25 protein-coding genes are annotated in these 22,751 nt (G+C 54.8%); 14 read left to right on the forward strand and 11 right to left on the reverse strand.

Features of this window, described 5'->3' with window-relative positions; all coding sequences use genetic code 11:
- Positions 1-22: 22 nt before the first annotated feature.
- Together CUN67_RS07620 and CUN67_RS07625 are read right to left on the reverse strand one after the other, a co-directional pair.
- Positions 23-3,022, reverse strand: coding sequence for a glycoside hydrolase family 18 protein (locus tag CUN67_RS07620; RefSeq protein ID WP_208714682.1), 3,000 nt, complete (start codon positions 3,020-3,022; stop codon positions 23-25).
- A gap of 188 nt (positions 3,023-3,210) precedes the next feature.
- Positions 3,211-3,459, reverse strand: a complete 249-nt coding sequence (locus CUN67_RS07625; RefSeq protein WP_084873934.1) for a DUF883 family protein — start codon at positions 3,457-3,459, stop codon at positions 3,211-3,213.
- Positions 3,460-3,611: 152 nt separating this feature from the next.
- Here CUN67_RS07625 and CUN67_RS07630 point away from each other — a divergent pair, with 152 nt between their 5' ends.
- Positions 3,612-3,818, forward strand: coding sequence for a DUF2767 family protein (locus CUN67_RS07630; RefSeq protein ID WP_208714683.1), 207 nt, complete (start codon positions 3,612-3,614; stop codon positions 3,816-3,818).
- 38 nt (positions 3,819-3,856) lie between these two features.
- Here CUN67_RS07630 and CUN67_RS07635 read toward each other — a convergent pair whose 3' ends face one another.
- From CUN67_RS07635 to CUN67_RS07645, 3 genes are all read right to left on the reverse strand, one after another.
- Positions 3,857-4,864 carry a Ppx/GppA phosphatase family protein gene (locus CUN67_RS07635; RefSeq protein WP_208714684.1) on the reverse strand — a complete coding sequence of 336 codons (1,008 nt, stop codon included), beginning with the start codon at positions 4,862-4,864 and terminating at the stop codon, positions 3,857-3,859.
- A gap of 35 nt (positions 4,865-4,899) precedes the next feature.
- On the reverse strand, positions 4,900-5,451 hold the full coding sequence (locus CUN67_RS07640) for a hypothetical protein (RefSeq protein WP_208714685.1): 552 nt from the start codon (positions 5,449-5,451) through the stop codon (positions 4,900-4,902).
- A 61-nt stretch (positions 5,452-5,512) separates the two neighbouring features.
- On the reverse strand, positions 5,513-5,842 hold the full coding sequence (locus CUN67_RS07645) for a hypothetical protein (RefSeq protein ID WP_208714686.1): 330 nt from the start codon (positions 5,840-5,842) through the stop codon (positions 5,513-5,515).
- Between the two features lie 211 nt (positions 5,843-6,053).
- Here CUN67_RS07645 and CUN67_RS07650 point away from each other — a divergent pair, with 211 nt between their 5' ends.
- Positions 6,054-6,236, forward strand: a complete 183-nt coding sequence (locus CUN67_RS07650; RefSeq protein WP_208714687.1) for a hypothetical protein — start codon at positions 6,054-6,056, stop codon at positions 6,234-6,236.
- Positions 6,237-6,277: 41 nt separating this feature from the next.
- On the opposite strand, the gene CUN67_RS07655 is transcribed toward CUN67_RS07650, so the two are convergent.
- Positions 6,278-6,634 (reverse strand): DUF4186 domain-containing protein, encoded by a 357-nt coding sequence (locus CUN67_RS07655; RefSeq protein WP_208714688.1) that lies wholly within the window; start codon positions 6,632-6,634, stop codon positions 6,278-6,280.
- A gap of 162 nt (positions 6,635-6,796) precedes the next feature.
- On the opposite strand from CUN67_RS07655, the gene CUN67_RS07660 reads away from it, so the two are divergent.
- From CUN67_RS07660 to CUN67_RS07670, 3 genes are all read left to right on the forward strand, one after another.
- Positions 6,797-7,021, forward strand: coding sequence for a YgdI/YgdR family lipoprotein (locus CUN67_RS07660; protein WP_013508714.1), 225 nt, complete (start codon positions 6,797-6,799; stop codon positions 7,019-7,021).
- A 123-nt stretch (positions 7,022-7,144) separates the two neighbouring features.
- Positions 7,145-7,528 (forward strand): hypothetical protein, encoded by a 384-nt coding sequence (locus CUN67_RS07665; protein WP_208714689.1) that lies wholly within the window; start codon positions 7,145-7,147, stop codon positions 7,526-7,528.
- Positions 7,529-7,549: 21 nt separating this feature from the next.
- Entirely contained in the window at positions 7,550-7,963 is a 414-nt protein-coding gene (locus CUN67_RS07670; RefSeq protein WP_208714690.1) for a GNAT family N-acetyltransferase, read from the forward strand.
- Here the strand turns inward: CUN67_RS07670 and CUN67_RS07675 are convergent, their stop codons facing one another.
- Positions 7,964-8,626, reverse strand: a complete 663-nt coding sequence (locus CUN67_RS07675) for an MBL fold metallo-hydrolase (protein WP_208714691.1) — start codon at positions 8,624-8,626, stop codon at positions 7,964-7,966.
- A gap of 24 nt (positions 8,627-8,650) precedes the next feature.
- Positions 8,651-9,574: a muramoyltetrapeptide carboxypeptidase gene (ldcA, locus tag CUN67_RS07680; protein ID WP_208714692.1), complete on the reverse strand. Its 924-nt coding sequence runs from the start codon at positions 9,572-9,574 to the stop codon at positions 8,651-8,653.
- Between the two features lie 152 nt (positions 9,575-9,726).
- Between ldcA and emtA the strand changes: the two genes are divergently transcribed.
- A complete protein-coding gene (gene emtA / locus CUN67_RS07685) occupies positions 9,727-10,368 on the forward strand; it encodes a membrane-bound lytic murein transglycosylase EmtA (protein ID WP_208717101.1) in 642 nt (213 codons plus the stop codon).
- 95 nt (positions 10,369-10,463) lie between these two features.
- On the opposite strand, the gene CUN67_RS07690 is transcribed toward emtA, so the two are convergent.
- Positions 10,464-11,414 carry a sugar-binding transcriptional regulator gene (locus CUN67_RS07690; protein ID WP_208714693.1) on the reverse strand — a complete coding sequence of 317 codons (951 nt, stop codon included), beginning with the start codon at positions 11,412-11,414 and terminating at the stop codon, positions 10,464-10,466.
- 184 nt (positions 11,415-11,598) lie between these two features.
- Here CUN67_RS07690 and CUN67_RS07695 point away from each other — a divergent pair, with 184 nt between their 5' ends.
- The 7 genes from CUN67_RS07695 (at position 11,599) to CUN67_RS07725 (ending at position 19,139) form a co-directional block, all read left to right on the forward strand.
- Entirely contained in the window at positions 11,599-12,540 is a 942-nt protein-coding gene (locus tag CUN67_RS07695; RefSeq protein ID WP_208714694.1) for a D-ribose ABC transporter substrate-binding protein, read from the forward strand.
- Positions 12,541-12,552: 12 nt separating this feature from the next.
- Entirely contained in the window at positions 12,553-13,164 is a 612-nt protein-coding gene (locus CUN67_RS07700; RefSeq protein WP_208714695.1) for a DUF2291 family protein, read from the forward strand.
- A complete protein-coding gene (locus tag CUN67_RS07705) occupies positions 13,164-14,678 on the forward strand; it encodes a sugar ABC transporter ATP-binding protein (protein ID WP_208717102.1) in 1,515 nt (504 codons plus the stop codon). Before CUN67_RS07700 ends, CUN67_RS07705 begins: the two co-directional genes overlap by 1 nt.
- 2 nt (positions 14,679-14,680) lie before the next feature.
- Complete coding sequence (locus tag CUN67_RS07710; RefSeq protein ID WP_208714696.1) at positions 14,681-15,790, forward strand: ABC transporter permease; 1,110 nt, start codon at positions 14,681-14,683, stop codon at positions 15,788-15,790.
- A 91-nt stretch (positions 15,791-15,881) separates the two neighbouring features.
- Positions 15,882-16,712: a transketolase gene (locus tag CUN67_RS07715; protein ID WP_208714697.1), complete on the forward strand. Its 831-nt coding sequence runs from the start codon at positions 15,882-15,884 to the stop codon at positions 16,710-16,712.
- Positions 16,705-17,649, forward strand: a complete 945-nt coding sequence (locus tag CUN67_RS07720; RefSeq protein ID WP_208714698.1) for a transketolase family protein — start codon at positions 16,705-16,707, stop codon at positions 17,647-17,649. The genes CUN67_RS07715 and CUN67_RS07720 overlap by 8 nt, the downstream gene beginning before the upstream one ends.
- Positions 17,650-17,651: 2 nt before the next feature.
- Positions 17,652-19,139 carry an FGGY family carbohydrate kinase gene (locus tag CUN67_RS07725; protein ID WP_208714699.1) on the forward strand — a complete coding sequence of 496 codons (1,488 nt, stop codon included), beginning with the start codon at positions 17,652-17,654 and terminating at the stop codon, positions 19,137-19,139.
- A 51-nt stretch (positions 19,140-19,190) separates the two neighbouring features.
- Here CUN67_RS07725 and CUN67_RS07730 read toward each other — a convergent pair whose 3' ends face one another.
- Positions 19,191-19,925 carry a flagellar brake protein gene (locus CUN67_RS07730; RefSeq protein ID WP_208717103.1) on the reverse strand — a complete coding sequence of 245 codons (735 nt, stop codon included), beginning with the start codon at positions 19,923-19,925 and terminating at the stop codon, positions 19,191-19,193.
- A 183-nt stretch (positions 19,926-20,108) separates the two neighbouring features.
- Between CUN67_RS07730 and CUN67_RS07735 the strand changes: the two genes are divergently transcribed.
- On the forward strand, positions 20,109-20,357 hold the full coding sequence (locus tag CUN67_RS07735; RefSeq protein WP_208714700.1) for a GlsB/YeaQ/YmgE family stress response membrane protein: 249 nt from the start codon (positions 20,109-20,111) through the stop codon (positions 20,355-20,357).
- Between the two features lie 94 nt (positions 20,358-20,451).
- Here CUN67_RS07735 and CUN67_RS07740 read toward each other — a convergent pair whose 3' ends face one another.
- Positions 20,452-22,551 (reverse strand): TonB-dependent siderophore receptor, encoded by a 2,100-nt coding sequence (locus CUN67_RS07740; protein WP_208714701.1) that lies wholly within the window; start codon positions 22,549-22,551, stop codon positions 20,452-20,454.
- Positions 22,552-22,751: the final 200 nt, after the last annotated feature.

Raw genomic sequence — 22,751 nt, forward strand, 5'->3', positions numbered from 1 at the left:
ATGAGTGGTTAACTCTGTGGTGTTACTTGTTGTAGTACTTCCAGGCCTGAGTCCAGCTGATCCCTGTTTCTGGCTCGTAATGTAACTGAGACCATTCACCGGTCTGGCTACACCAACCTGCGATAACACATTGGAACAGCTTGCCTTTGTGTTGCACCACATCACCGGTTTTATAGTTGCTACCGTAAACCCATTCAGGATAACCCGTCGAATCAGCGAGCGCCGGAACGGTGATATCTTTCACCAGTGCGCGGGACTCCTTACCCGCCGTGACTGACACCGTGACTTTCAGGTTCTGTACCTGATTGGTTTTGTTAACGGTAAAACTCTGTGTAGCCAGTCCATTGCTGCCACCCTGGGCACCTGATGGAAGTGTCCACTTATAGGTTGGCACGCTGGTCGCCGCAGCAGAAGAAGATACGCCACCGGCGAAAGTGATGCTGCTGCCGTTGTCTGTGGGGAGGATGACTAATCCCAGAGCATCAATAAATGCCTGATCATTATTTTGTGCCTCTTGAGTGACTTCAATCGCATGCGTTTGCGTTGCCGAGCGCGCACCTTTCACACTTGAAGCATTAACTTCGACAAGGTAGTTACCAGCGGTCAGACCGGCTTTAATCTGTCCATTCTGGTCAATCCCATTCGCCACGACCTGGGAGCCTTGTTTCAGTGTCCATTGATAACTAGCCTGGTCAAAATTCGCCATGGCCTGCATTTGGGCCGGACTTGCGGATGGCATGCTGGCTGAACCGGTAATCTCAACGGCGGGTTTCGCTACCTGAATGGTCACGAATGCTTCGCCAGATTTTTGTTTGCTGTTAGTGGCGGTCAAACGGAATGTTGCTGAAACATCAAACAGTCCCTTTGGCACCACAATTTCGGCAGATTCTTTATCGTAGGATTTAAGCGTGATTGCGCTACTCCCCTCGGTACGTTCCCACTTCCAGCTCACATCCTGCTGATTACTGCTGCCGGTAACCGTATAGCCAAAACCCATATCATTGGTACCGACGACGGAGAGCGTTGTTGTATTCAGCGATACCACCGGGGCCAGACTTTCGTCGGCGCTGGAAGTGCAGAAGTCTTCGCCGTTAAAGTTGTAACTGGCCGGTCCGGAGAGGATCTCATTGACTTTGGTCGGGATACCCTGCTGCGCTTCGAGGACCCTGGTATCAACAACCCCGTTATAGTTTTCGGTAAAGTTATAGTAGCTGCCGTTCGCCAGCTTATTACAAACAGCCGCGTTCATACTATTCAGAATCAACCCATTATCGTTACTGGCCGCCCAGACAAACATGCCACCTAATTTATATTTTTTAAGCAGGTCACCTTTGGCAATCACTGAACGCTGCGAGTCAAAGGTTTCAACCTGAGCCGTTGGATTACCATTTACCGAGGCGATGGGTTTCCAGATATAGGCCGCTTCAGCCTGTTTATCGTAATAGGTATCCTGCTTCTTACTGATAAAGGTGTCGTACAATTCGCGATAGTCAGTCACACCATTTTCAAAGGTTCCATTACTGCCAAGCCCTTTACGGCTGACCTCTTCGCCATTGGCAATCCCATGCCAGAAAAGTTTGTCATGCTGGGGTTTGACGCTGACACTGTGCCAGCCCCGGCTATAGGCAGCGGCACCCACCACCAGTTTTTCGGAGGGGAAGTCCGGGTTATTATCGAGAATGGCTTTTACTGCGCCTTCGGTACTGAAACCGCGTTGCGCCTGTTCGCCAGTCATATCGTTACCCTGACCATCAATAACGATATTGCCCGCTTCGTCTTTGATTTTGTTCTGATTACCCTGCTGGTAATAGGTTCCTGCAATCGGTTTGGCATAGACTCCCGCATGATGGCCCGGGTTACGGGCAAAGGCACCGTACATGTCGTAAGTCATGATATTGATAAAATCAAAATCATCTTTCAGGCTGTTAAAATCGATTGCGGCGAGTTTAGCGGGTGAGGCGCTGACGGCGGCACTCAGCTGTTTACGTTGCGCACCACTATATTGGGCATCCAGAGCGGAGCGCAGTTGCCTGACCAGCGCCGTATAATGTTCTCTTTCATTCTGGTAACCATCAATCGCCAGGTCACCCATGGCTGAGGTTCCGGTAAAGCCAACGAATTCCCAGTCAAGATCGATACCGTCAACGAAAGGATATTCGCTGAGGAAATTCATAATGGATTTAACGAAAATTTCGCGTCCTTCTTTGGTTTCTACCATCGCGTGGAACGGTGCGCTCATTGACCAGCCACCGACGGACACCATCACTTTCAGCTGTGGGTTCGCCTTCTTCATTCTTTCCAGCGCCTTCAGACCAAAATATGAGGCCTGAGGATCGTAACGCGAGACGGAAAAATCACCCTGCTGTTTAGCGGGTGTATCGTTACCCTCCCAGCCGGTTTCTCCGTTTTCAACCGGAAAATTACCCTGACCGCACATCGCTTTCAGGATTTTTTGCCCGCGCTCGTTACCTTCAGCGATCAGCCCGGTATTGTTAGTCACTGGCAGGGTCACATTACCCGGACGTTGTGCACCAAAATCACACAGGCCGAGGAAGCTCCAGAATATATGTGTCAGGTTTTTCGCCGGGACTAAATCAGCGGTATATGAGCGCTCCCAATAAGCCCACTCATCGAAATACATGCCGACGATCTTATTACTGTTGAGCTGAAAGGGGACATTCTTTTCCAGATTCGCGGCAAATCCATTCTCGTTTTCACTGAGAATCAGGTTACTGCTATTACCGGATGAAGGATAAATATCTCCTGGGTTAGTATATTCAACTTTGTAAACCTGGTAATTTTTGGGGCTGTGCGGATGCAGCCCATCCATATCATTGCTCCATGCTTTCCATTGTATTTTAGTTTTCAGGCGGTCACCACGATGGCGACTCACATCACCTGCGCTACCGTGGTGATCTGCAGCAATGGTGCCACTTTCTTCAGGTGTGACTTCCACGGCAAATGCATTACCACCGTATATCGCAGATAATGTCGCTATTGCAATTACTGATAACTTCTTCATCCCTAAATCTCCAGTGTTTAATTCCGTAACAAGAATAAACAAAATATGTCAGGAGAGGGTTGAGGAAGTTCTTTGCAATAATAAGAATAAGAGAAGTGGCAGGAGAAATTTCTCAGTCAGGCGGAATAATAAAAATAAGGGGTAGTTAGCGGGATGATATTTGCGCCTCCGTGCGCAACCTGAAATGCTTATTTCCTTCCCAGCAGAAAACCGACAACGATACCGACACTGGCTGCCAGCGCTAATCCGGTCACCGGATTTTCACGTACGCTTTTAATGACGCAATCAGCAGCATCCTGGGCCGCATAGCTGGCCTTTGCCGGATAACGTCGGGCTGCACCTTTGAGTTGATGGCGGCGTGAACCCGTGACTTCGCCCACTTTCTCTTCTACTGCTCCTGCTGCTTCATTCAGTTTTGCTTCCGCTTTTCCAGTCATAAATGACTCCCTGATGGTTGTGAATCTCTCTTTCAGCGTAGTCAGGGAATGCGTCACCAGCAACCGCGAGGGACATCGGCTTGTAACAGGGGTTTGCAGGATGGCGGAATTCTGTCCAGGCTTGGTAAAGGTAATGAGCGTCAGGAGGAGTGATGAAACGTGACGTATTAAATGAGGACGATTATGACGAAGTTTGTCGGGTGATTGGTGATGCGGTGATTGTGCTGGCGGAATGCGGGCACGAAACCAAAAGAGAAGAAATCGCTGACCTGCTGAAGCGTACCCGCCACCATCGCGCCCATGATGAGCGCGATGAGCAACGGATGCTGGAACATGCGATCCGGCTGGTAAAGCCATAATAGACATACCGGACGTCCGGCGTGACGTCCGGCCTTATTTATTCCAGCAGCACACCCTGAATCAGGCTGGCTTTCACCACCGTGACATCTTTAATTCCCAGAGCACGCATATAGCCTTCAACCAGCAGCAAGTTGCTCACGTCGGTGGCGCGATAATCACCAGACAGTTCACTATCGCCTTTCCATACCTGTTGCTTTGACGCCTGCTCAAGTGCGGCCAGATCATATTGATGACCTTTCAGTTTCAGCTGATTCTTAATTGAGAAACCGTGCACACCGCCGATACCAATCACCCGACGGGTGCTGAGGTCCTGTTTAATTTGTGCCGGAACATCGTTGTGAGCATAAAACTCAACAAAACGCAGCACAGAAGGGCGCCAGGAACCGATAGGATTCGCAGAGGCTGCGGACGGCTGATTTTTCAACACATCAACAATGAAGTTTTTCAGCGTCACTGAAGCCAGTTTGCCCTGATACACATCTGACACGGCTTGTCCCTGCTGTTCGCGCCAGGCGGTCATCTGCATCGAACCGCCACCAATGTCCCATACCAGCAGATCCTCATCGCGCAGTTTTGGATCATTGAGTGCGGCTTTAGCGGAGCGGAAACCCAGCTCGGCTTCCTGCTGCTGGCTGATGATTTTCAGCTGCACACCCGCCTGCTGATTAAAGCGGTCAATCACTGCCTGGCCGTTACCGGCGGAACGGAAAACGGCGGTTGCAACGCCGCTGATACGTTGCGGATGATAGCGTTGCGCCTGGGTCACCAGTTGTTGTAAAGCGTGCAATCCCTGCTGCTGGATAGCCTCATCCAGCTGATTGTTGCCGGAGTGGGCCAGCGCGTCGTTGAAACCAATCGGGCGCTGGTCCTCAAATAAAACTTTCCCGAGTTGATGCTGGCAGATATTCACCTCAGTGACAGCAATTTTGGTAGTACCAGAACCCATATCGATACCGGCTCGCGTTTGCCAGCAATCTTCGGCAAAGGCCAGTGACGGCAGGGCGACAACAAACAACAGAGTGACAATACGCACAACAAATCTCATGGTGACTCCTGTCAGAGAAAAGATAAAAAGGAAAGCTAACGTGCGCCGCGATAAGCCGGATACCAGCTCACAAGAAAATGGCGCAGATGGTCAAAACACCACTCGGCATCTTCGGCCTGCTGGCAGTAGTAGCGAATGGTGATTTTTTCGTAGCGCAGATGGCGCTGCTGAAGAGGGGACCAGCTCCAGTCCAGCACTGCACGGGCGTAATTAACCAGCGCACCCCCTGCCATGTTGTGCTGCTTCTCCTGGCGGGACAGGTACATTTCGAATGCCTGGTCGAGGCTGAGCGCTTCGTCCTTGCTGTTTGCCGAGAGCATCGGCCGGAAGGCCACATCAATAAAACCACATACCCCATCGTCGCGCTGCTGCCAGTCGCAGGCCAGCGTCATAAACAGGCCATCCTGCAAATTCACCTCTTCCAGCAAACGGCGCAGATTGGCAGAGTGCTGACAGACTCTCACCTCTTCAATGCGATCGGTTTCCAGCGTCAGATCGATGCCACAGGGATTGACTGAGCCATCCACATTCGTGGTCGCCGGAAAGGGAAACTCAATATAGCCGTTATTGTCGAGACTCTTTTCCATGACGCAGACCCGTAGCTTGACGATTCCTGACAATAAACCATCTTGCCGTGCGACGCACGGCTTACGGGCATGTCCAGGTGATCATGGTGTTTTGATAAGGGTTGATCAGACGGAACTGCTTATCCGACAGGCGTTGAGCATAATAACCTTCGGATGTCACTGCAGAGGGCACGTACTGAAAACGGTCAGTGGAGTGCAGGCTGCCGCTTTGCACGGTGACACCCTCTTTGGTGACGGAAAACGCGTTAACCAGGTCGAAAATACGCGCTTCGGTGTTGCCCATCGCCTGACCATAAATGGTGGCGACTTCGCCGGGGCAATCCACGCCTTTCGGGGCAGAACTGCAGCCAGCCAGTAACAATAGGGTGAGAACTACGGTGATTCGCAACATGGTCCTGTTCCTGATTCGATCCCTGGTTTGCCGTGGCACCAAAGCATGCGCGATGACCACGATATGCTGATCATAGCAGGTCTGGTGCCGCTTCCCATTTGCTATTTGTGTAATCGTTAAGCGAGGGGAATGTTAAAGGGTGACTTTGCTAGCAGATAAACGGTATTCTTGCCAGCATTGCGCATCAGCTTAGCAGAACAAAGGAAAAGTAATGAAAGAAGAACAAGCCAGTCTAATGATTCTGCAGCACGCCATTGATAAACTCGAAGCCGACCAAAAACAGCAGGTGATGAATTGTGTATCGGCGCTGCGCGAGGTGATGCAGCAGTACCATCCTGATGACGCCGGACTGGCGCTGATGTTAGTGGCAGCTGAGGTTGCAGCCGAAGAGTAGGGCCAGCAGCGCGTCGTAAGGCTGTTACGGCGCGAGTTTCTTCACTGATTCATTTCCCCCACCAGCCAGCGGTGGATCACCCGCACAATGTAATGCTGCTGCTCCACGGAAAGCGGCTGATGTGCGGCAATGCCATGCCATTTTGCCAGGCAGCCGCGACAACAGGTTGCGGTAGCATGCTGGGCGATAAATACCGGGTGGCCGCGCATCGGCGTCTGCTTGCCGTCGTTATGCGGTTCGGCTTCCGCCAGGCGACGCGCGATAAAATCTGCAGCGTGCTGGTCGATGATTTCCGGTCCCTTATCCAGACAATATTGACGTTCTTTCGCTCCCAGATGGAAGCGACGGCGAAAGGGCGATTGCGCCAGGCGGGCAAACAGCGCGTTTTCATCTCTCATAACAACATCCTCCGCAGGCGATCATAACGCATTCGCGGCCCCGTGTGTTTGCCAGCGCCAGGCATTTCTGTGGTACAGGGTTCAGAGCACATTAGTCCTTGTCCTGGTTTGCCTGGCCTTATGCTGTGCTAAACCTGACTATGAGTCCAAAAGGAGGATGAGATGAAAAAGACACTGTTTCTGATTGGTACTTTTAGTCTGGGCCTGCTGCTGGCAGGCTGTGCTTCTGATCATGTTATGCATACCAATGATGGTCAAACCATTGTCACCGAGGGTAAACCGGTGGTGGATAAGGACACTGGCATGATTACTTACAAAGATATCTATGGCAAAGAACAGCAGATAAATCAAAGTCAGATCAAAGACATGTCTTCTGTCGATAATTGATTTGGTGACGCGATAACGTACCGGCCCGCATCTGGCGGGCCATTTACCGTCTTCACGCTGCATTTTGTGATACCCTCCGTAAAACCCCAATAAAATCATTATCTAACCTCAGCGGAGAATCCAATGAAGGCGATAGCTATTGTCGTTGGCTTGCTGGCGTGCCAGATTGCGCCTGCCTGGAGCGAAAGCGAATTCCAGATCACCTGTCCGGGGCGACCCACGATGACAGTATCGCGGGCTGAATATGGTCTCAGCACGTTGATGTGGCCGACGCACCATTTCCAGATCGCCGCCGGTCAACAACGCACCCATTTGCAGGATGGTGATCAGGTAGCCATTACCCGTTTCCGCAATGGCGATCAGCTGATCGTCAATAAAAACAACGGCGATACCTTTTTCGTTTACGCCGACAGCGATAGGCTGTTGCCTTGTAATCGCACGGAAAAACGCGATATTGATATCCTCTCGCTGGAACGTTACGACGATAACCAGCATCCGCCTTCATGATTCCGCCACAAGGAACCGACCATGCAACTTCAGGTTACGGAAAGGGTGACACATCAGGATCTCGATGAAGTTCGTCTCGGGCTAAACGCCTTTAATAGTCGCTTCATTAATATTGATGAGTTAAAAGCGATTGGCGTGTTTGTCACCGATGCCGATGGCAAAAAGCTGGCCGGATTGACCGGCTCCACCAGTGGCAACTGGTTGCGCATTGATATGCTGTGGGTGAGTGACACCCTGCGCGGGCAGGGGGTGGGCAGCAAATTGATACTGGCGGCGGAAGAAGAAGCACGTGCACGGGGTTGCTGTTATGCCCAGGTGGATACTGCCAGCTTTCAGGCCCTACCTTTTTACGAAAAACTGGGCTACACGCTGCGTTTTAGCCTGGATAACTATCCGCGCCACCATCAGCGTCATTATCTGAGCAAAACCCTCTGATTAACCAGGCGGCTGCTGGCGTAAATCCAGCGGCGCCTGTTCCGCTTCATCAATGGCCGCCAGCCAGCCTGGCAACGTCATTTTCTGCCATGCCAGATGACCCCGCGTGGTGCTCATCAACACCACATCCGGGCGCAGTGAGCGGTACAGATCGAGCGACTGGAGCAGCTCAGCCGGATTGCTTTCTGGCACCAGCACGCTAATCCAGCGATTATGCTCACGCGTCAGGGTATCCCCGACAAATAAATAGGTACGCCCAAACGGGGAGTGGTAGAGATAACTGCAGCTGCCGGGGGTATGACCTGGGGTCGGTAACAGGTGGAAATCGCCGAAATGTGCATCCTGCTGACTGAAGGTGTCATCCGGTTCTATCACCCGACTGACGGGCCCGAGGGCACGGTTGTGGCAATACAATGCGCTATTAAAACGTTGCTGGATCACCAGCGCACCCGGCGCGGCCTCATGCCAGTGGGTGAGGTAATGACGAATAACGCCGCCCGCATCGGCCAGAACTTCGTGATCGAGCGGGTTCTCAACCCGGCCAATCAGCAGGTTGCCGCGCGGATGGCGCAGCATAAACCCATGCATCATCAGGTCACTTTCCGCTTCTTCGGCGGGAAATTCCGGTGTGGAGATCCACAAATCGTCGTATAGCGGCTTCATTGTCGGTCTCCTGCGGCAATGCCGTTAGCGCAATGTCGGGTGGCCGGTAAAGGCGAACTGGGCTTCTCCGTTACGAATCTGCAAACTTGCACTGGCGCCGAGGGGGAGCGTGACGGTGTCAAAGGCATGGCCAAAAGCCAAATCGCTGATCACCGGTAACTGGTACTCATCCCGCATACGCTGCCAGACGGTGGCAAAATCAAAGCCGTTGTCGTAGTCAGAAAGGGAGGTGCTGGTGAAACTGCCGGTAACAATCGCCTTTTGCCGCGCCAGGATGCCGCTTTGATGCAGTTGAATCAACATGCGTTCAATGCGGAAGGGATGTTCATTCACATCCTCGATCACCAGAATGCCATCTTCAATCTGTGGCAGCCAGGGCGTGCCAATCAGCGAGCAGATCATCGCCAGATTGCCACCCCATAAGGTGCCCTGCCAGCGCCCCTCATCAGGGCTGGTGCTGCGCCAGTTAAGATTGACTGTAGGTGATGTCAGCGCCTGCCAAAAGTGGTTCACGGTAAAATCAGATAATGTCTCGGCACCAAAATTGCCTGCCAGCATCGGCCCGCTGAAGGTGATAAGCCCGGTTTGCGCCAGCAGCGCCAGCTGAATCGCAGTGAAATCGCTGTGACCACATAAGGCAACCGGCTGGTTCAGCAACTGGCGCTGCAAACCCACGTAGTCAAGGTTATCCAGCAGCCGTGACGCACCATAACCGCCGCGTATCGCCAGCACAATATCCGGCAGCGGGCTGAGTGATGCCAGCTGATTGATGTCATTCAGCCGTTGCTGGTCATCACCGGCAAAGCGCTGAAAACGGCGTGCAATGGCGGTTTGATTTTCAAGATGATGACCTTCAGCCTGCAAACGCGTCACTGCGCGCTGGGCAGCATCCTGATTGTGGCAGTAACCAGAAGGGGCGATCAGACGTATCGAACGGGGGACAACCATAACTCTCATCCTGCTGTGGGTTGGCTTGCCGATGATGACGAAATGCGTTACGGAAGTCACGACCTGGCAAGGTTTTTTACGTATTTAGGACAAACGGCAATTTTTCCTGTTCGTAAGCCAGGTATGATAGCTTGCGCCGAATCTATTGCGGAATACAAAATTCAGTGAAAATCCGACTACTTATGCTCTCTGCGCTGTTGCTGGCGGGATGTGCCAGCGAACCGCAAACTGTTGTGACTCCAGAGAAAAATACACCTTTAACCCAGGCACCACCGTCGAAAATCAATGACGCATGGTCAATGTTTACTGAAGATGCCGCCAGTCATTATGGTGTTGATGAGAAGTTAATCAGCGCCATTATTAGTGTCGAGTCGGGGGGCAACCCCACCGTGACCAGCCGTTCCAATGCGGTTGGGTTGATGCAGATTAAAGCTTCCACAGCAGGCCGTGCGGTGTATCGCGCCCAGGGACGTCGTGGTCAGCCAAGTTCATCTGAGTTACGCGATCCCGCGAAAAATATTGATATCGGTACCGCCTATATCCGTATCCTGCAGGAGTCGGAACTCGCCGGTATCCGTGATCCGCTGACATTGCGTTATGCCACCATTGTCTCCTACGCCAATGGTGCCGGGGCGTTGCTGCGCACTTTCTCGCGTGACCGTGACCGCGCCATTGCGATGATCAATGCCATGAGTCCTGATGAATTTTATCAGCATGTGCAGAACAAACATCCGGCGGCGCAGGCACCGCGTTATTTGTGGAAAGTCACCACGGCGTATCGCACCATCGGTTAATGTTCGACAGATCCCCCTGTAGCGGCGCGATTTATCGCGCGGGTTTTCCTGCATCGCGCACGAAATTGCGCGATAAATCGCGCCGCTACGTCGGGTTATCCCTCCAGCAACAATCTTGCGGTGGGATAATCGACAATCAGCACATTCACATAGCCGCCGCGTAAGGCACCGCGAATCGCCTGCGCTTTTTCTTTACCACCGGCCAGCGCCACCACCTGCGGGCACTTTTTGACCTGCGCCAGTTCCATACCGATCACCGGATCTTCAGCCGCGCTCAGCACCGGTTTCCCCTCGGCATCGAAGTAATGCAGGCAGATATCGCCCACCGCACCGCGTTGTGCCAGGGTGCGCAGCATCTCCTCGTCGTAATAGTTCCCGGAATTACGCAGCAGCGCAGACGGCTCAAGATCGCCGATGCCGACAATCGCCAGATCCACCTGTTCAAATTTCTCCAGTACCACCGCGACATCAGGATTGACTGACAGCCGCTGGCGATCGTGCACCGAATGCTCAATCGACTGTGACGGCAGCAGCCATGCCGGACAATTCAGCAGCGCCGCCAGATTTTGCGTCAGGATAGTGGCCTGCACATTGCCGTTGGTCCCCACACCGCCCAGCAGTTGGATCACGCCGCGACAGGGTGCCGTGAGCGGATGCAACGCATCCACCATGGCGCGGATGGTGCCACTCCAGGAGGAGATGCCGATCAACTCATCGGCGCGCAGGCGGGTTTCCAGATAATGTGCCGCCGCCGAGCCAATGGATTGCTTAATTTGCAGTGCGGATGCCTGCTCCGGTACATCTACCACAATCGCCTGCGGCAGTTGATAGGCCTGCTCAATGGCTTTCTCCAGCTCAGGAAACACGTTGGCTGGTGGTACCACACTGATTTTAACGACGCCTTCTTTCACACTTCGGTTGAGGATGCGTGAGACAAAGGATTGCGACAGTTTCAGCAGCTGCGCGATGTCCGATTGCTTCATCCCTTCGAGGTAATACAGGGTGGCAATTTTCACCATCAGCCGTTGTTCGTCCTGTTTTGCCATGGTTTTTTCCCTCTTCAGATCTGCCTGGTATTGTTAATCACCCGCTCAGAAATAACAACGCAGAACAATTTGTGATCGTTTTCGCTTTTTCAGGATCCGGCATTGGACGGCATCCCTTGTCGGGTGCATAGTCATTGTGCATATAAAATCGCAATTGAATATATATTCAAGCGGAGAAAAACCAATGAACGCGAACCTCGTCAAAGTTACCCTGCTGGCTTCACTCCTGACGTTGTCTGCTGCCTCTGTGGCAGCGGATAAGGGCCTGCTGGCCATTATTACCCCGTCACACGATAACCCGTTTTTTAAAGCCGAAGCGGATGGCGCGCAGGAAAAAGCCAAAGCGCTGGGTTATACCACGCTGGTGGCCTCGCACGATGATGACGTTAACAAGCAAAATCAGCTGATCGAAACAGCCATTGCGCGCAAAGCCAAAGCGATCATCCTCGATAACGCCGGGGCGGATGCCACGGTCGGGCCGGTGCAGAAAGCCAAAGATGCCGGTATCCCGACCTTCCTGATCGATCGCGAAATCAATAAAACCGGCGTCGCGGTCGCACAAATCGTCTCCAACAACTACCAGGGGGCGCAGCTGGGTGCTGAGAAGTTTGCCAAATTGCTGGGCGGTAAGGGTGACTACGTCGAGCTGTTGGGTAAAGAGTCTGACACCAATGCGGGCGTGCGTTCACAGGGCTACCACGACGTGCTGGATGATTACAGCGACATGAAAATGGTGGCACAGCAGAGCGCTAACTGGAGCCAGACCGAAGCCTTTAGCCGCATGGAAACCATTCTGCAGAAAAACCCCAATATCAAGGGCGTGATCTCCGGTAACGACACCATGGCGCTTGGTGCTGAAGCGGCGCTGAAAGCGGCCGGCAAAACCAACGTGATTGTGGTCGGGTTTGACGGCAGTGATTACACCCGCGACTCGATCCTGAATAAAGGCAATATCAAAGCCACGGTGTTGCAACCGGGCTGGGATCAGGCGCAGATGGCGGTGGAGCAGGCGGATTATTACCTGACCCACGGTAAAGCGCAGAAGGAAGAGAAACAGCTGATGGACTGCGTGCTGATCGACGACAGCAACGCCGCGAAGCTGAAAAACTTCCGTCTGGCGCAGTAAGCGGAGGTCGGCATGAAGGGTAAAGCAGCTGGCGGATTGATCATGGCGGCGCTGACGTTGCTGCTGACGGCATGCACCGTGGTGGATCTTGATGCAAACGGCAATCCCATCATGCCGAAAGATCCCCATGCCAAACCGGGTTACACCAACCAGACGCCGCAACAAATCGCGGAGGAGAGCTGGCAAAGCCGGGTAGCTCAGCCCGCAGAAAAACAGGCGCTGAGCTGGGGGGATATGGAAACCAAAAGCCATACGCTGAAAGCGGGCACCAGCGAAAGTGTGTTTGTCCGTGCGGGTGGCACCGTGACGGCGCTGGATAACAGCAACGATCGCGAACGCGTCCTGACTGTCACCATTAATGGCAAACCGGTGAAGGTGTTGATTGGCCCGGTGCTGCGCAGCAATGCGATTCGTGATGCCGCGGGTTTCCGTTTCGAAGAGTTCACCAATCAGGTGCAGTACGCGCAGCTGACCAAAGCGCTGAATCGCCATGCAGTGAAACAACTGCCAGCGGTGGATGCCAGTTGGGTGGGCAAACCGCTACAGGCGATTCTGGCGGTCACGATGGGGCCGGGTACGGTGGATGAAGTGGTGGCTGTCCAGTTGCAACAGGGGAACGGATGATGAGCGACGAAATTATCCTGCAGGCGAATCATATCTCGATGTTGTTCCCCGGCACGCTGGCGCTGGATCGGGTGGATTATCGCGTCTGGCGCGGCAAAGTTAACGTCATTATCGGCGAGAACGGTGCCGGTAAATCGACGCTGATGAAAATTCTCGCCGGAGTCCAGCAACCCACCACCGGCGAAATGTTTCTTAACGGGCAGAAAGTGGTGTTCGGCAACACCCGTGAAGCGGCACAGCACGGTATCGGTATGGTGCATCAGGAGCTGAACCTGTTTGAAAACCTCAGCGTGGCCGAGAACATTTTTCTCGGTCGCGAGATTCAGCGTGGCATCCGCCCGATCAACGAAGCGGAACAGGCGCGCCGCACCGCCACCCTGATGCAGCGCCTCGATCAACCGATTTCGCCGCAGGAAAAGGTCGGCAACCTTAAAGTCGGGCAGCAGCAGCTGGTGGAGATTGCCAAAGCGCTGGCGGAGGACGCCGACATCCTGATCCTCGACGAACCCACCTCGGCGCTCAGTAAAACCGAAGTGGAGATTTTGTTCCGGGTGATCCGTGAACTGACGCGCCAGGGGGTCTCGATTATTTATATCTCGCACCGGCTGGAGGAGCTGATGGCGATTGGCGATGTGATCACCATCCTGCGCGACGGACGCTTCCAGGCGGAAGCGCAGGTGAGCGAGATCGATGTGCCGTGGATTGTGCGCGAGATGCTCGGCAGTGAACCGGTCAGCAACTTTCTGCCGCCGAATCGCCAGTTTGGCGCGCCGGTACTGGAGGCAGAACATATCACCTGTGTCAGCCCGAATGGCAACACGCTGGTGGATGATGTCAGCTTCCATGTGCGGTCCGGGGAGATTGTCGGCATTTACGGGCTAATGGGTGCCGGACGCACCGAGTTGTTCGAGTGCCTGCTGGGTAGCCAGCGTAATTATCTCGGTAAGCTCTGGCTCGATAGCAAACCACTGCCCACGCGTCTGCCAACTGCAGAACGTATCCGTATGGGGATGAGCCTGGTGCCGGAAGATCGTAAACGCGCCGGGATCTTTCCCATCTCCTCTGTCGCCAGCAATCTGACCATCGCCAGCCTGTGGCGGCGACTGTCGCACCGTATGGTCATTGCCCAGCAGGCGGAACGCGAAGCGGTGAACAGCACGGTGGGGAATCTGGCGATCAAAGTCTCATCGCCGGAGGTGGCGATCAGCGCGTTAAGCGGCGGTAATCAGCAGAAGGTGGTGATTGGCCGCTCGCTGTTAACCAATCCGCGCCTGCTGCTGCTGGACGAACCGAGTCGTGGCATTGATGTCGGGGCCAAAGCGGAGGTGTTTCGCATGATGGTGCGCCTGTCGGAGCAGGGCATTGCGGTGCTGTTTTCCACCTCCGATCTGAAAGAAATCATGGCCGTTGCCGATCGCATTCTGGTGATGTCCGGCGGCAAACTCACAGCCGATCTTCCGCGCGCTGAAGCGGAAGAAGCGGCGCTGGTTAAAGCAAGCGCACAGGGGTTCTGAAGATGAAAAGCAACAGCGCCGTGGCGTTCGCCGCCCAGCCAGCTAAAGCCTTTAATTCACGCGAAGGTTTGATTCTGCTGCTGTTAAAACTACGCACCTTTATCGCGTTGTTCCTGATCGTGGGTTTCTTTTCGGTGACGGTGCCGGATTTTCTCGCGTTGGGCAGCATGGTGATTATGGTCAAACACATCGCCATCAACGCCTTCCTGGCGCTGGGTATCACCTTTGTCATTATCACCGCCGGTATTGACCTCTCCATCGGCGCGACGCTCGGGTTGTGCGGCATGATCGCTGGCTGGCTGATCACCAAAGGTATTGTGCTGCCGATGTTTGGTATCGCCATCTTCCCCAGCGTCTGGGTGATTGTGCCGCTGGTGTTGCTGGCGGGAGCGTTAATTGGTGCCGCCAACGGCTGGATCATTACGCGTTACAACGTCGCTCCCTTTATCTGCACCCTCGGCACCATGTACATCCTGCGTGGTACCGCGATGCTCACCTCCGGTGGTGAGACGTTTCCCGGCCTGCAAGGCAATCCACTCCTCGGCAATACCGGTTTTGACAAAATCGGGGCCGGTTACTTCCTCGGTCTGCCGTGGGCCATCTGGATGATGGTGCTGCTGGCGCTGGTGATCGCCTATATCGCCCGCCGCTTGCCGTTTGGTCGTCAGGTGTATGCGATTGGCGATAACGAGCGGGCGGCGGAACTCTCCGGGGTCAAGGTGAAGCAGGTAAAAATCTGGGTTTATACCTTGTCGGGCTTCTGTGCGGCGATCGCCGGGATTGTGGTGTCATCGCAGCTGGTTGCCAGCCATCCCGCCAATGGTACCTCGTTTGAAATGAACGCCATCGCGGCGGTGGTACTGGGTGGGACTTCGCTGGCCGGTGGGCGTGGCACCATTCTTGGCACGCTGGTGGGAGCCTTCGTTATCGGCTTTCTCGCCGATGGCTTAATCATGATGGGGGTCAGCGAATTCTGGCAGATGGTGATTAAAGGCATCGTGATTATTGTCGCGGTGATCATTGACCAGATGCAAAGCCGGATGCAGCAAAAAGCCGCGGTAGTGGCGCAGAAAGCGTTGATCGAGGAGGGGGGCAGCAACGCAAAAGTTTAATCGGTTGGGGTGCAGGCGGCCCTTGTCTGTCCCCCTTTTTTTGCTATGCAGGAATATATATTCAGATTCGATTTAAAATTCAGAGGTAACCATGAATCCTTTCAAATACTCTGTGGCCGATCTCACCGCCAAAGCGCGGGCGGTGCGTCGCCGTATCATCCAGCTCAATGCGGGCAGCCCGGCGGGTGGGCACACCGGGGCTGATTTATCGCAGGTGGAAATCCTGACGGCCCTGTATTTCCGCATCCTCAATTGCGCACCCGATCGCACTCAGGATCCGCAGCGCGACATTTATATCCAGTCCAAAGGCCATGCGGTGGGCGGTTATTACTGCGTGCTGGCGGAAGCGGGCTATTTCCCCACCGACTGGCTGCCAACCTATCAGCATGCCGATTCGCATTTGCCAGGCCATCCGGTACGGCAAAAAACCCCGGGTATCGAGCTGAATACCGGCGCACTCGGTCACGGCTTGCCGGTGGCGGTCGGTATCGCGCTGGCAGCGAAAAAAGATGGCAGCAACCGCATGATTTATGTGGTGACCGGTGATGGGGAACTGGCGGAGGGCAGTAACTGGGAAGCGGCGCTGGTGGCGGCGCATTATGGCCTCGATAACCTGGTAATTATCAACGATAAGAACAAGTTACAGCTGGCAGGGCACACCCGCGACATCATGAACACCGATCCGTTGCCGGAAAAATGGCGCGCATTCGGCTTAGACGTCACCGAATGCAACGGCAACGATATGGCGACGGTGGTGGAGACGCTGGAGCATCTGCCGCGCAATGGCAAGCCGCAGGTGGTGGTGGCCGACACCGAAAAAGGCTTTGGGGTTTCGTTTATTCAAAGTAAAGCCGAGTGGCATCACCGGGTACCGAAAGGGGAAGAGGTCGCACAGGCACTGGAGGAGCTGAAAGATGAGTAATGCACAACACCTGGCCAACGTGATGGTCAACGCGTTTATCGACGCGGTCAATCGTGGCATCGATCTGGTGCCGGTGGTGGCGGATTCGACATCCACCGCCAAAATCTCCCCCTTTATCAAGGCATTCCCGGATCGGCTGGTGAATGTCGGTATCGCCGAGCAAACCCTGGTCGGCACCGCTGCCGGGCTGGCGATCGGCGGCAAAGTGGCGGCGACCTGTAACGCGGCGCCTTTTCTGATTTCACGCGCCAATGAACAGGTGAAGGTCGATGTTTGCTACAACAACACCAACGTCAAACTTTTTGGCCTGAATGCCGGGGCCAGTTATGGCCCACTGGCCAGCACCCACCACAGCATTGACGACATCGCGGTGATGCGCGGTTTTGGCAACATCGAAATCTACGCCCCTTCCTGTCCGCTGGAGTGTCGGCAGATCATTGATTACGCCCTGGAACATGTCGGGCCGGTGTATATCCGTCTTGATGGGAAAGACCTGCCGCAGCTGCACGATGAAAACTATCAGTTCCGCCCAGGTCAGATCGATGTGTTGCGCACCGGACACGACATTGCGCTGGTAGCGATGGGATCGACGGTACACGAAATTGTCACGGCGGCAGAGCAGTTGCAGGCGCAGGGGATCGATGCAGGTGTGATCGCCATTCCATCGATTCGCCCTTGTGATACCCAACAGCTGCGCGAACTGTTAAATCACTATCCAGCGGTGATCACCGTGGAAGAACATAACGTTAACGGCGGCGTAGGCAGCCTGGTGGCGGAGGTGCTGGCCGAAGGGGGTTGTGGCATCCCGCTGTTGCGGCTGGGTATCCCGGATGGGCAATACGCCATCGCCGGAGACCGTGCCTCCACCCGTGCCCGGCATAGCATTGATGCTGCTGGCGTAGTGAATAATGCAGTGCGCATTTGCGCAGGAGCGTAAACATGGCAGGGCCGTTAATACTGGCGATTGATGAGGGCACCACCAACGCCAAAGCGATTGCCGTGGACCGCAGTGGCACCGTAGTGGCGCGTGGCAGCCAGCCACTGACGCTGGCCCATCCGCAACCGGGTCTGGCGGAGCAGGACCCTTTGGCCATCTGGCAGGCGGTAAAACAGGCGATGAGTGACTGCCTGGCACAATGCGGCGGCGCGCCGATAGCCGCCGTGGCGATCAGCAATCAACGTGAATCGGTGCTGATTTGGCAGCGGCGTGACGGGCAGCCGCTCACCCCACTGGTGAGCTGGCAGGATCGTCGCTCAGAATCGTTCTGTCGCGACCTGCGCCAGGCGGGTAAAGCCGCACGTATTACCGGCCTGACCGGGCTGGCCGTCGATCCGATGTTTCCCGCCGCCAAACTGACCGGCATGCTGGCGGCGCTGCCGGATGGCCTGGCGCGCGCGCAGGCGGGCGAGCTGTGCATCGGCACCGTTGATAGCTGGCTAAGCTGGCAACTTAGCGGCGGTGAGTGTTTCGTTACCGATCATGCCAATGCGGCTCGCACCCAGTTGTATAGCCTGCATGCGGGTGACTGGGATGATGAGCTGCTGGCGTTGTTTCATATCCCGCGCGCCGCCTTGCCACAGATTGTCCCTTCGGCCAGTGCGCAGGGCGTGGTGACCATCGGGGATATCCCCGGTTTAGCACCCGGTACGCCGCTGCTGGCGCGTATTGGCGATTCCCATGCCGCGTTGCAGGCACAGCGCAGCGGCAGTGAAGAGGTGGTGAAGGCCACCTACGGCACCGGGTCATCGCTGATGATGTCGATGGCCACGCCGTTGCTGACAGAAAATGGCCTCAGCACCACGGTCGCCTGGCATGACGGCACCTTACGTTTTGCCTTTGAGGGCAATATCACCCACACCGGTTCTGGCGCGGCCTGGCTCGGGCGCATGATCGGCGTCAGCGATCCGCGTGAACTGACGCGGATGGCACAAAGCACGGCAGATAATCAGGGGGTCTATTTTGTTCCGGCGCTCTCCGGGCTGGGCGCACCCTGGTGGGATTTGCAAGCGCGCGGCATGTTATGCGGCTTAACCGATGCGGCGACGCCTGAGGTATTGGCGCGGGTGGCGCTGGAATCGATCACCTTGCAGATTGCCGATGTATTTTTCGCGATGGAACAGGCGAGTGGTATCCAGCTGGCGACGCTGTGCGTTGATGGCAGCGCCACACAGAACGCCTGGCTGATGCAGCTCCAGGCCGACGTGTTGCAGCGTCCGCTGCACTGTGCGCCGACGCCGGAAGTCTCGGCGCTGGGTGCGGCATTGCTGGCCGGGCGCACGTTGGGCTGGTGGCAGCAGGGCAGTGAAATGGCGGCGTTGCAGGGGGGCAGCGTGATCTATCCGCGTGAGGAGCGGGCGCAGCAGAGTCAGGAAAACTATCAAGGCTGGCTGGACGCCGTGTCACGCTGCCGTTATCAGCCTCACTAACCTTGTTAGCGCCTCATGATCGTAGCGGCGCGATTTATCGCGCCATAACGGTTACTGAAACCGATTCGCTTTATCGCGCGCCAGTCGTTCCAGCGCAAAGATCACCTGCTGTAACTGGCGCTCCTGCACCGGTTCGATCGCGGTAAAGCGAAAACTCAGGCGTGGGGTGATGCGGGTTTCGTTTTTGCTGGTCACGGTGCTGCGCTCGCCGATATGCAGGAGTTGTGCGGTCACCTCAAAATGACCATATTCTCCCAGTTCGACGCGCAGATGCTTAAATGAGTCGCCCTGACTCAGGCCTTCGGGCAGCTTTTCATCCACCAGCACCCCAATGCCGCCCAGTGACAGATCCTGCAAGCGAAAACGTACTTTGTTGCCGTCCGGCCATTCACTGTGGCACCAGAACACCGGCTCCATCGGCGCACTGACGCGGAAAAATTCACGACGCTGAATTTGCCACACCAGCTCGGGCAAAGGGGCGCTGAAAGCCGGTAGTCCTTCATAAGTCACTTGCTGCAAACCGCTCAGGCTGAACTCCACTTTCGCCCCCTGGGTTTCAGCGGCGACGTTGACTTCGCCACTGCGCAACGCCAGTGCGTTATCCTGCGCATTGCTGCCGAGATCGAAAATGACCTGATCTTCGTCCACCGCCAGCATCCGGCTGATAAACTGACTGTGGGAGACGCTCACCATCAGCGGGGTCTGATAACGTAACAAGTCTTTCATCACATTCAGAACCGCCAATGTGCCTCGTTTGAGATATTGTTCTTTGTCGGCTTCTTTCACGTCCTGCTCCACTTTCCGATCGTTACCATCACGCATGTGCGGCTTTGCGACTGTTATCGGTACAGAATAAAGAAGCTTTAGCCTGCTAACTATTTTTTCCCGTTGCGTTTGTGCAGCAGATCAAAAATCCCCGACTATACTTAGCGCTGTGAACACCTTGATTAATAAAGTAAGGAGCAACAAATGGGTATTCTTTCATGGATCATTTTTGGCCTGATTGCCGGGATTATTGCTAAATGGATTATGCCAGGTAAAGACGGCGGCGGATTTATTATGACCGTGGTGCTCGGCGTGGTGGGTGCGGTTGTTGGCGGCTGGATCAGTACCCTGTTTGGCTTTGGTAAGGTGGATGGATTTAACTTCGGCAGCTTCGTGGTGGCGGTCATTGGTTCCATCGTGGTGCTGTGGATTTACCGTAAAGTTCGCAGCTAGTAATTACCGAAATCCGTAGCGGCGCGATTTATCGCGCGTCTTTTAAAACCCGCGCGATAAATCGCGCCGCTACGGGATCGGCTTTGTTTAAGCGTTAAAAATCATAACCAATCGTTGCCGTCACGGTACGTTCCGCACCACGGTAGCAATAACCGGTACCATAACAGGCCGCGAGGTATTTACGATCCGTCAGGTTATTGGCCGTCACCTGCAACCACGCCCCTTTCAGGCCTGAATTCCACGCACTCAAATCAGCCCGCACTGAAGCATCAAACAGCGTCACCGACGGCAGACGCGTGGTGTTTTCGTTATCGGCCCATTGCTTGCCAATGTAACGTATCCCCGCACCGGCACTCAGCCCATAATCGAACTGATAATGTCCCCAGAAGGACGCCATGCTGTTGGGGGTGACATAAGGCGTATGGCCATCGTTACCATCCACCGAGTCTTTAAAGCGCAGATGGTTCAGCGTGTATCCGGCGAGGGTACTGAAGCGTGGGGTGAGCTGATTGCGAGCCTCCAGTTCAATTCCCTGCGAATGGACCTTACCGGAAGGTGTATAGGTCCCGGAGATCACGTCACGGTTGGCGACATCGTTTTGCGTCAGGTCGTACACCGCAATCGAGTACATATCCCGCGTGCCCACCGGCTGGTATTTCACTCCGGCCTCATATTGTTCAGAGGTGGTCGGTTTCAGCTGGTTGCCATAGGGGTCGGTCAGCGAGGCGGGGGTGATCGCCTGGCTCCAGCTGACGTAAGGGGAAATACCATTATCGAAGGCATACAGCAGAGCCGCGCGGCCACTGATATGGTCGTCCTGACGTCGGCTGGTGCCATTTTCGGAGACGATACGATCGTAACGACCGGAAAGATCCATATGCCAGCGATCCAGCTGTAACTCATCCTGCAAATAGAGACCGGTCTGATAATAACGACGCGTCTCTGCGGCCCAGTCGTAATCCGGCATGGTACCCACCGCTGCGCCGGTCCACGGATTGAGTGAACTGGCATAGCCGCTGGCGCTCAAAATATCGTTCTTATAACGATGATACTCAGCGCCGAGGGTGACACGATGTTGCAGTGCGCCGGTAGTGAAATCTGCCTGCAACTGGTTATCCGTCGCCCAGGCCGACAGCGAGGAGCGTTCACCGGAATAATAACGAGTCAGCAGGTCCGGATTGCTGGCATCCCAGCCAATCTGGTAGACCTGATCCAAATCGACATTGGAGTGGCTGTAGCTACCGGTGGCATGCACCGACCACACTTCATTAAAACGATGGGAGAAATCATAGCTGTAAATCTGCTCGTGACGTTTGAACTGATCGAGAGCGCTATCCCCTTCATAGAAACTGTCGCTCAGTTTGCGGCCATTATGGCTGTAGAGCGTACCTTCAGCAGGGACGGAACCGTGATAACCGCCAGAAGGATCTTTTTGCAGGTAAGCACGCAGAATCAGGCTGGTATCTTCATCCGGTTGCCACATCAGCTGTGGCGAAATCGCGTATTTTTCTTCACGGGTATGATCGTATTGGGTGTCGCTGTTGCGGGTGATGCCGGTGAGACGAAACGCCCATTGATCGTTTATCGCATTGGTGTAATCAAAGGCGGCGCTATTGGTGGCATGGGTACCGGTTGACAGCCGGAAATGTCCCTCTTCGGAGAACTGCGGGCGCTTGCTGACCATATTCACCAGGCCACCAGGCACCGTCTGACCATACAGCGCCGAAGAAGGCCCTTTAATCACGTCGATACGATCGAGAAACCACGGGTCCACCTGCAAAATATTAAAGCTGCCGCCATCGCTCATCACGCGCAGGCCGTCGAGGAAGGTGTTATCCACATCGCCACCGTGGAAGCCGCGCAGCGAGATGGTGTCATAGCGGGTGGCGGCACCGCCAAAGTTGGTGAACACGCCGGGGGTGTAATTCAGCGCCTGGTTGAGATCGGTGGCACCCTGATCATCCATCTGCTGCCGTGTTACCACCGAAATCGACTGCGGTGTGGTGATGAGGGGCTGGTCAGTTTTACTCGCGCCGCTGCTGCGGGTGGCAAGGTAGCCCTGGGTCGGTGAGGTGGCGCTTTCCTGTGGCTGCGCAGTGACGACCAGTGAGTCTTCAGCAAAGCTGAGGCCAGGTAAAGCGATGGCCAGCGCACACAGCAGGCGGCCACGTTTGAGGGTAAACAGGCGGGTCATGATAATTCCTTAGACAAAAAGGGCAGTCGATTGCCAAAAGATCGTTAATGGAAATAGGTATAAGAGTGAGAATTATTATCTTTTAGATAAAGACATTTCAAGATGTAAAAAAATCACCGGATTGCTGTGAGGAAAATTTACAGCTGAAAGGGGAAGGGTATTAAGGTGCAATGCCTGTAGCGGCGCGATTTATCGCGCGC

Origin of the sequence: Pantoea cypripedii (assembly GCF_011395035.1) — a bacterium.
GTDB classification, from domain to species: Bacteria; Pseudomonadota; Gammaproteobacteria; order Enterobacterales; family Enterobacteriaceae; genus Pantoea; species Pantoea cypripedii_A.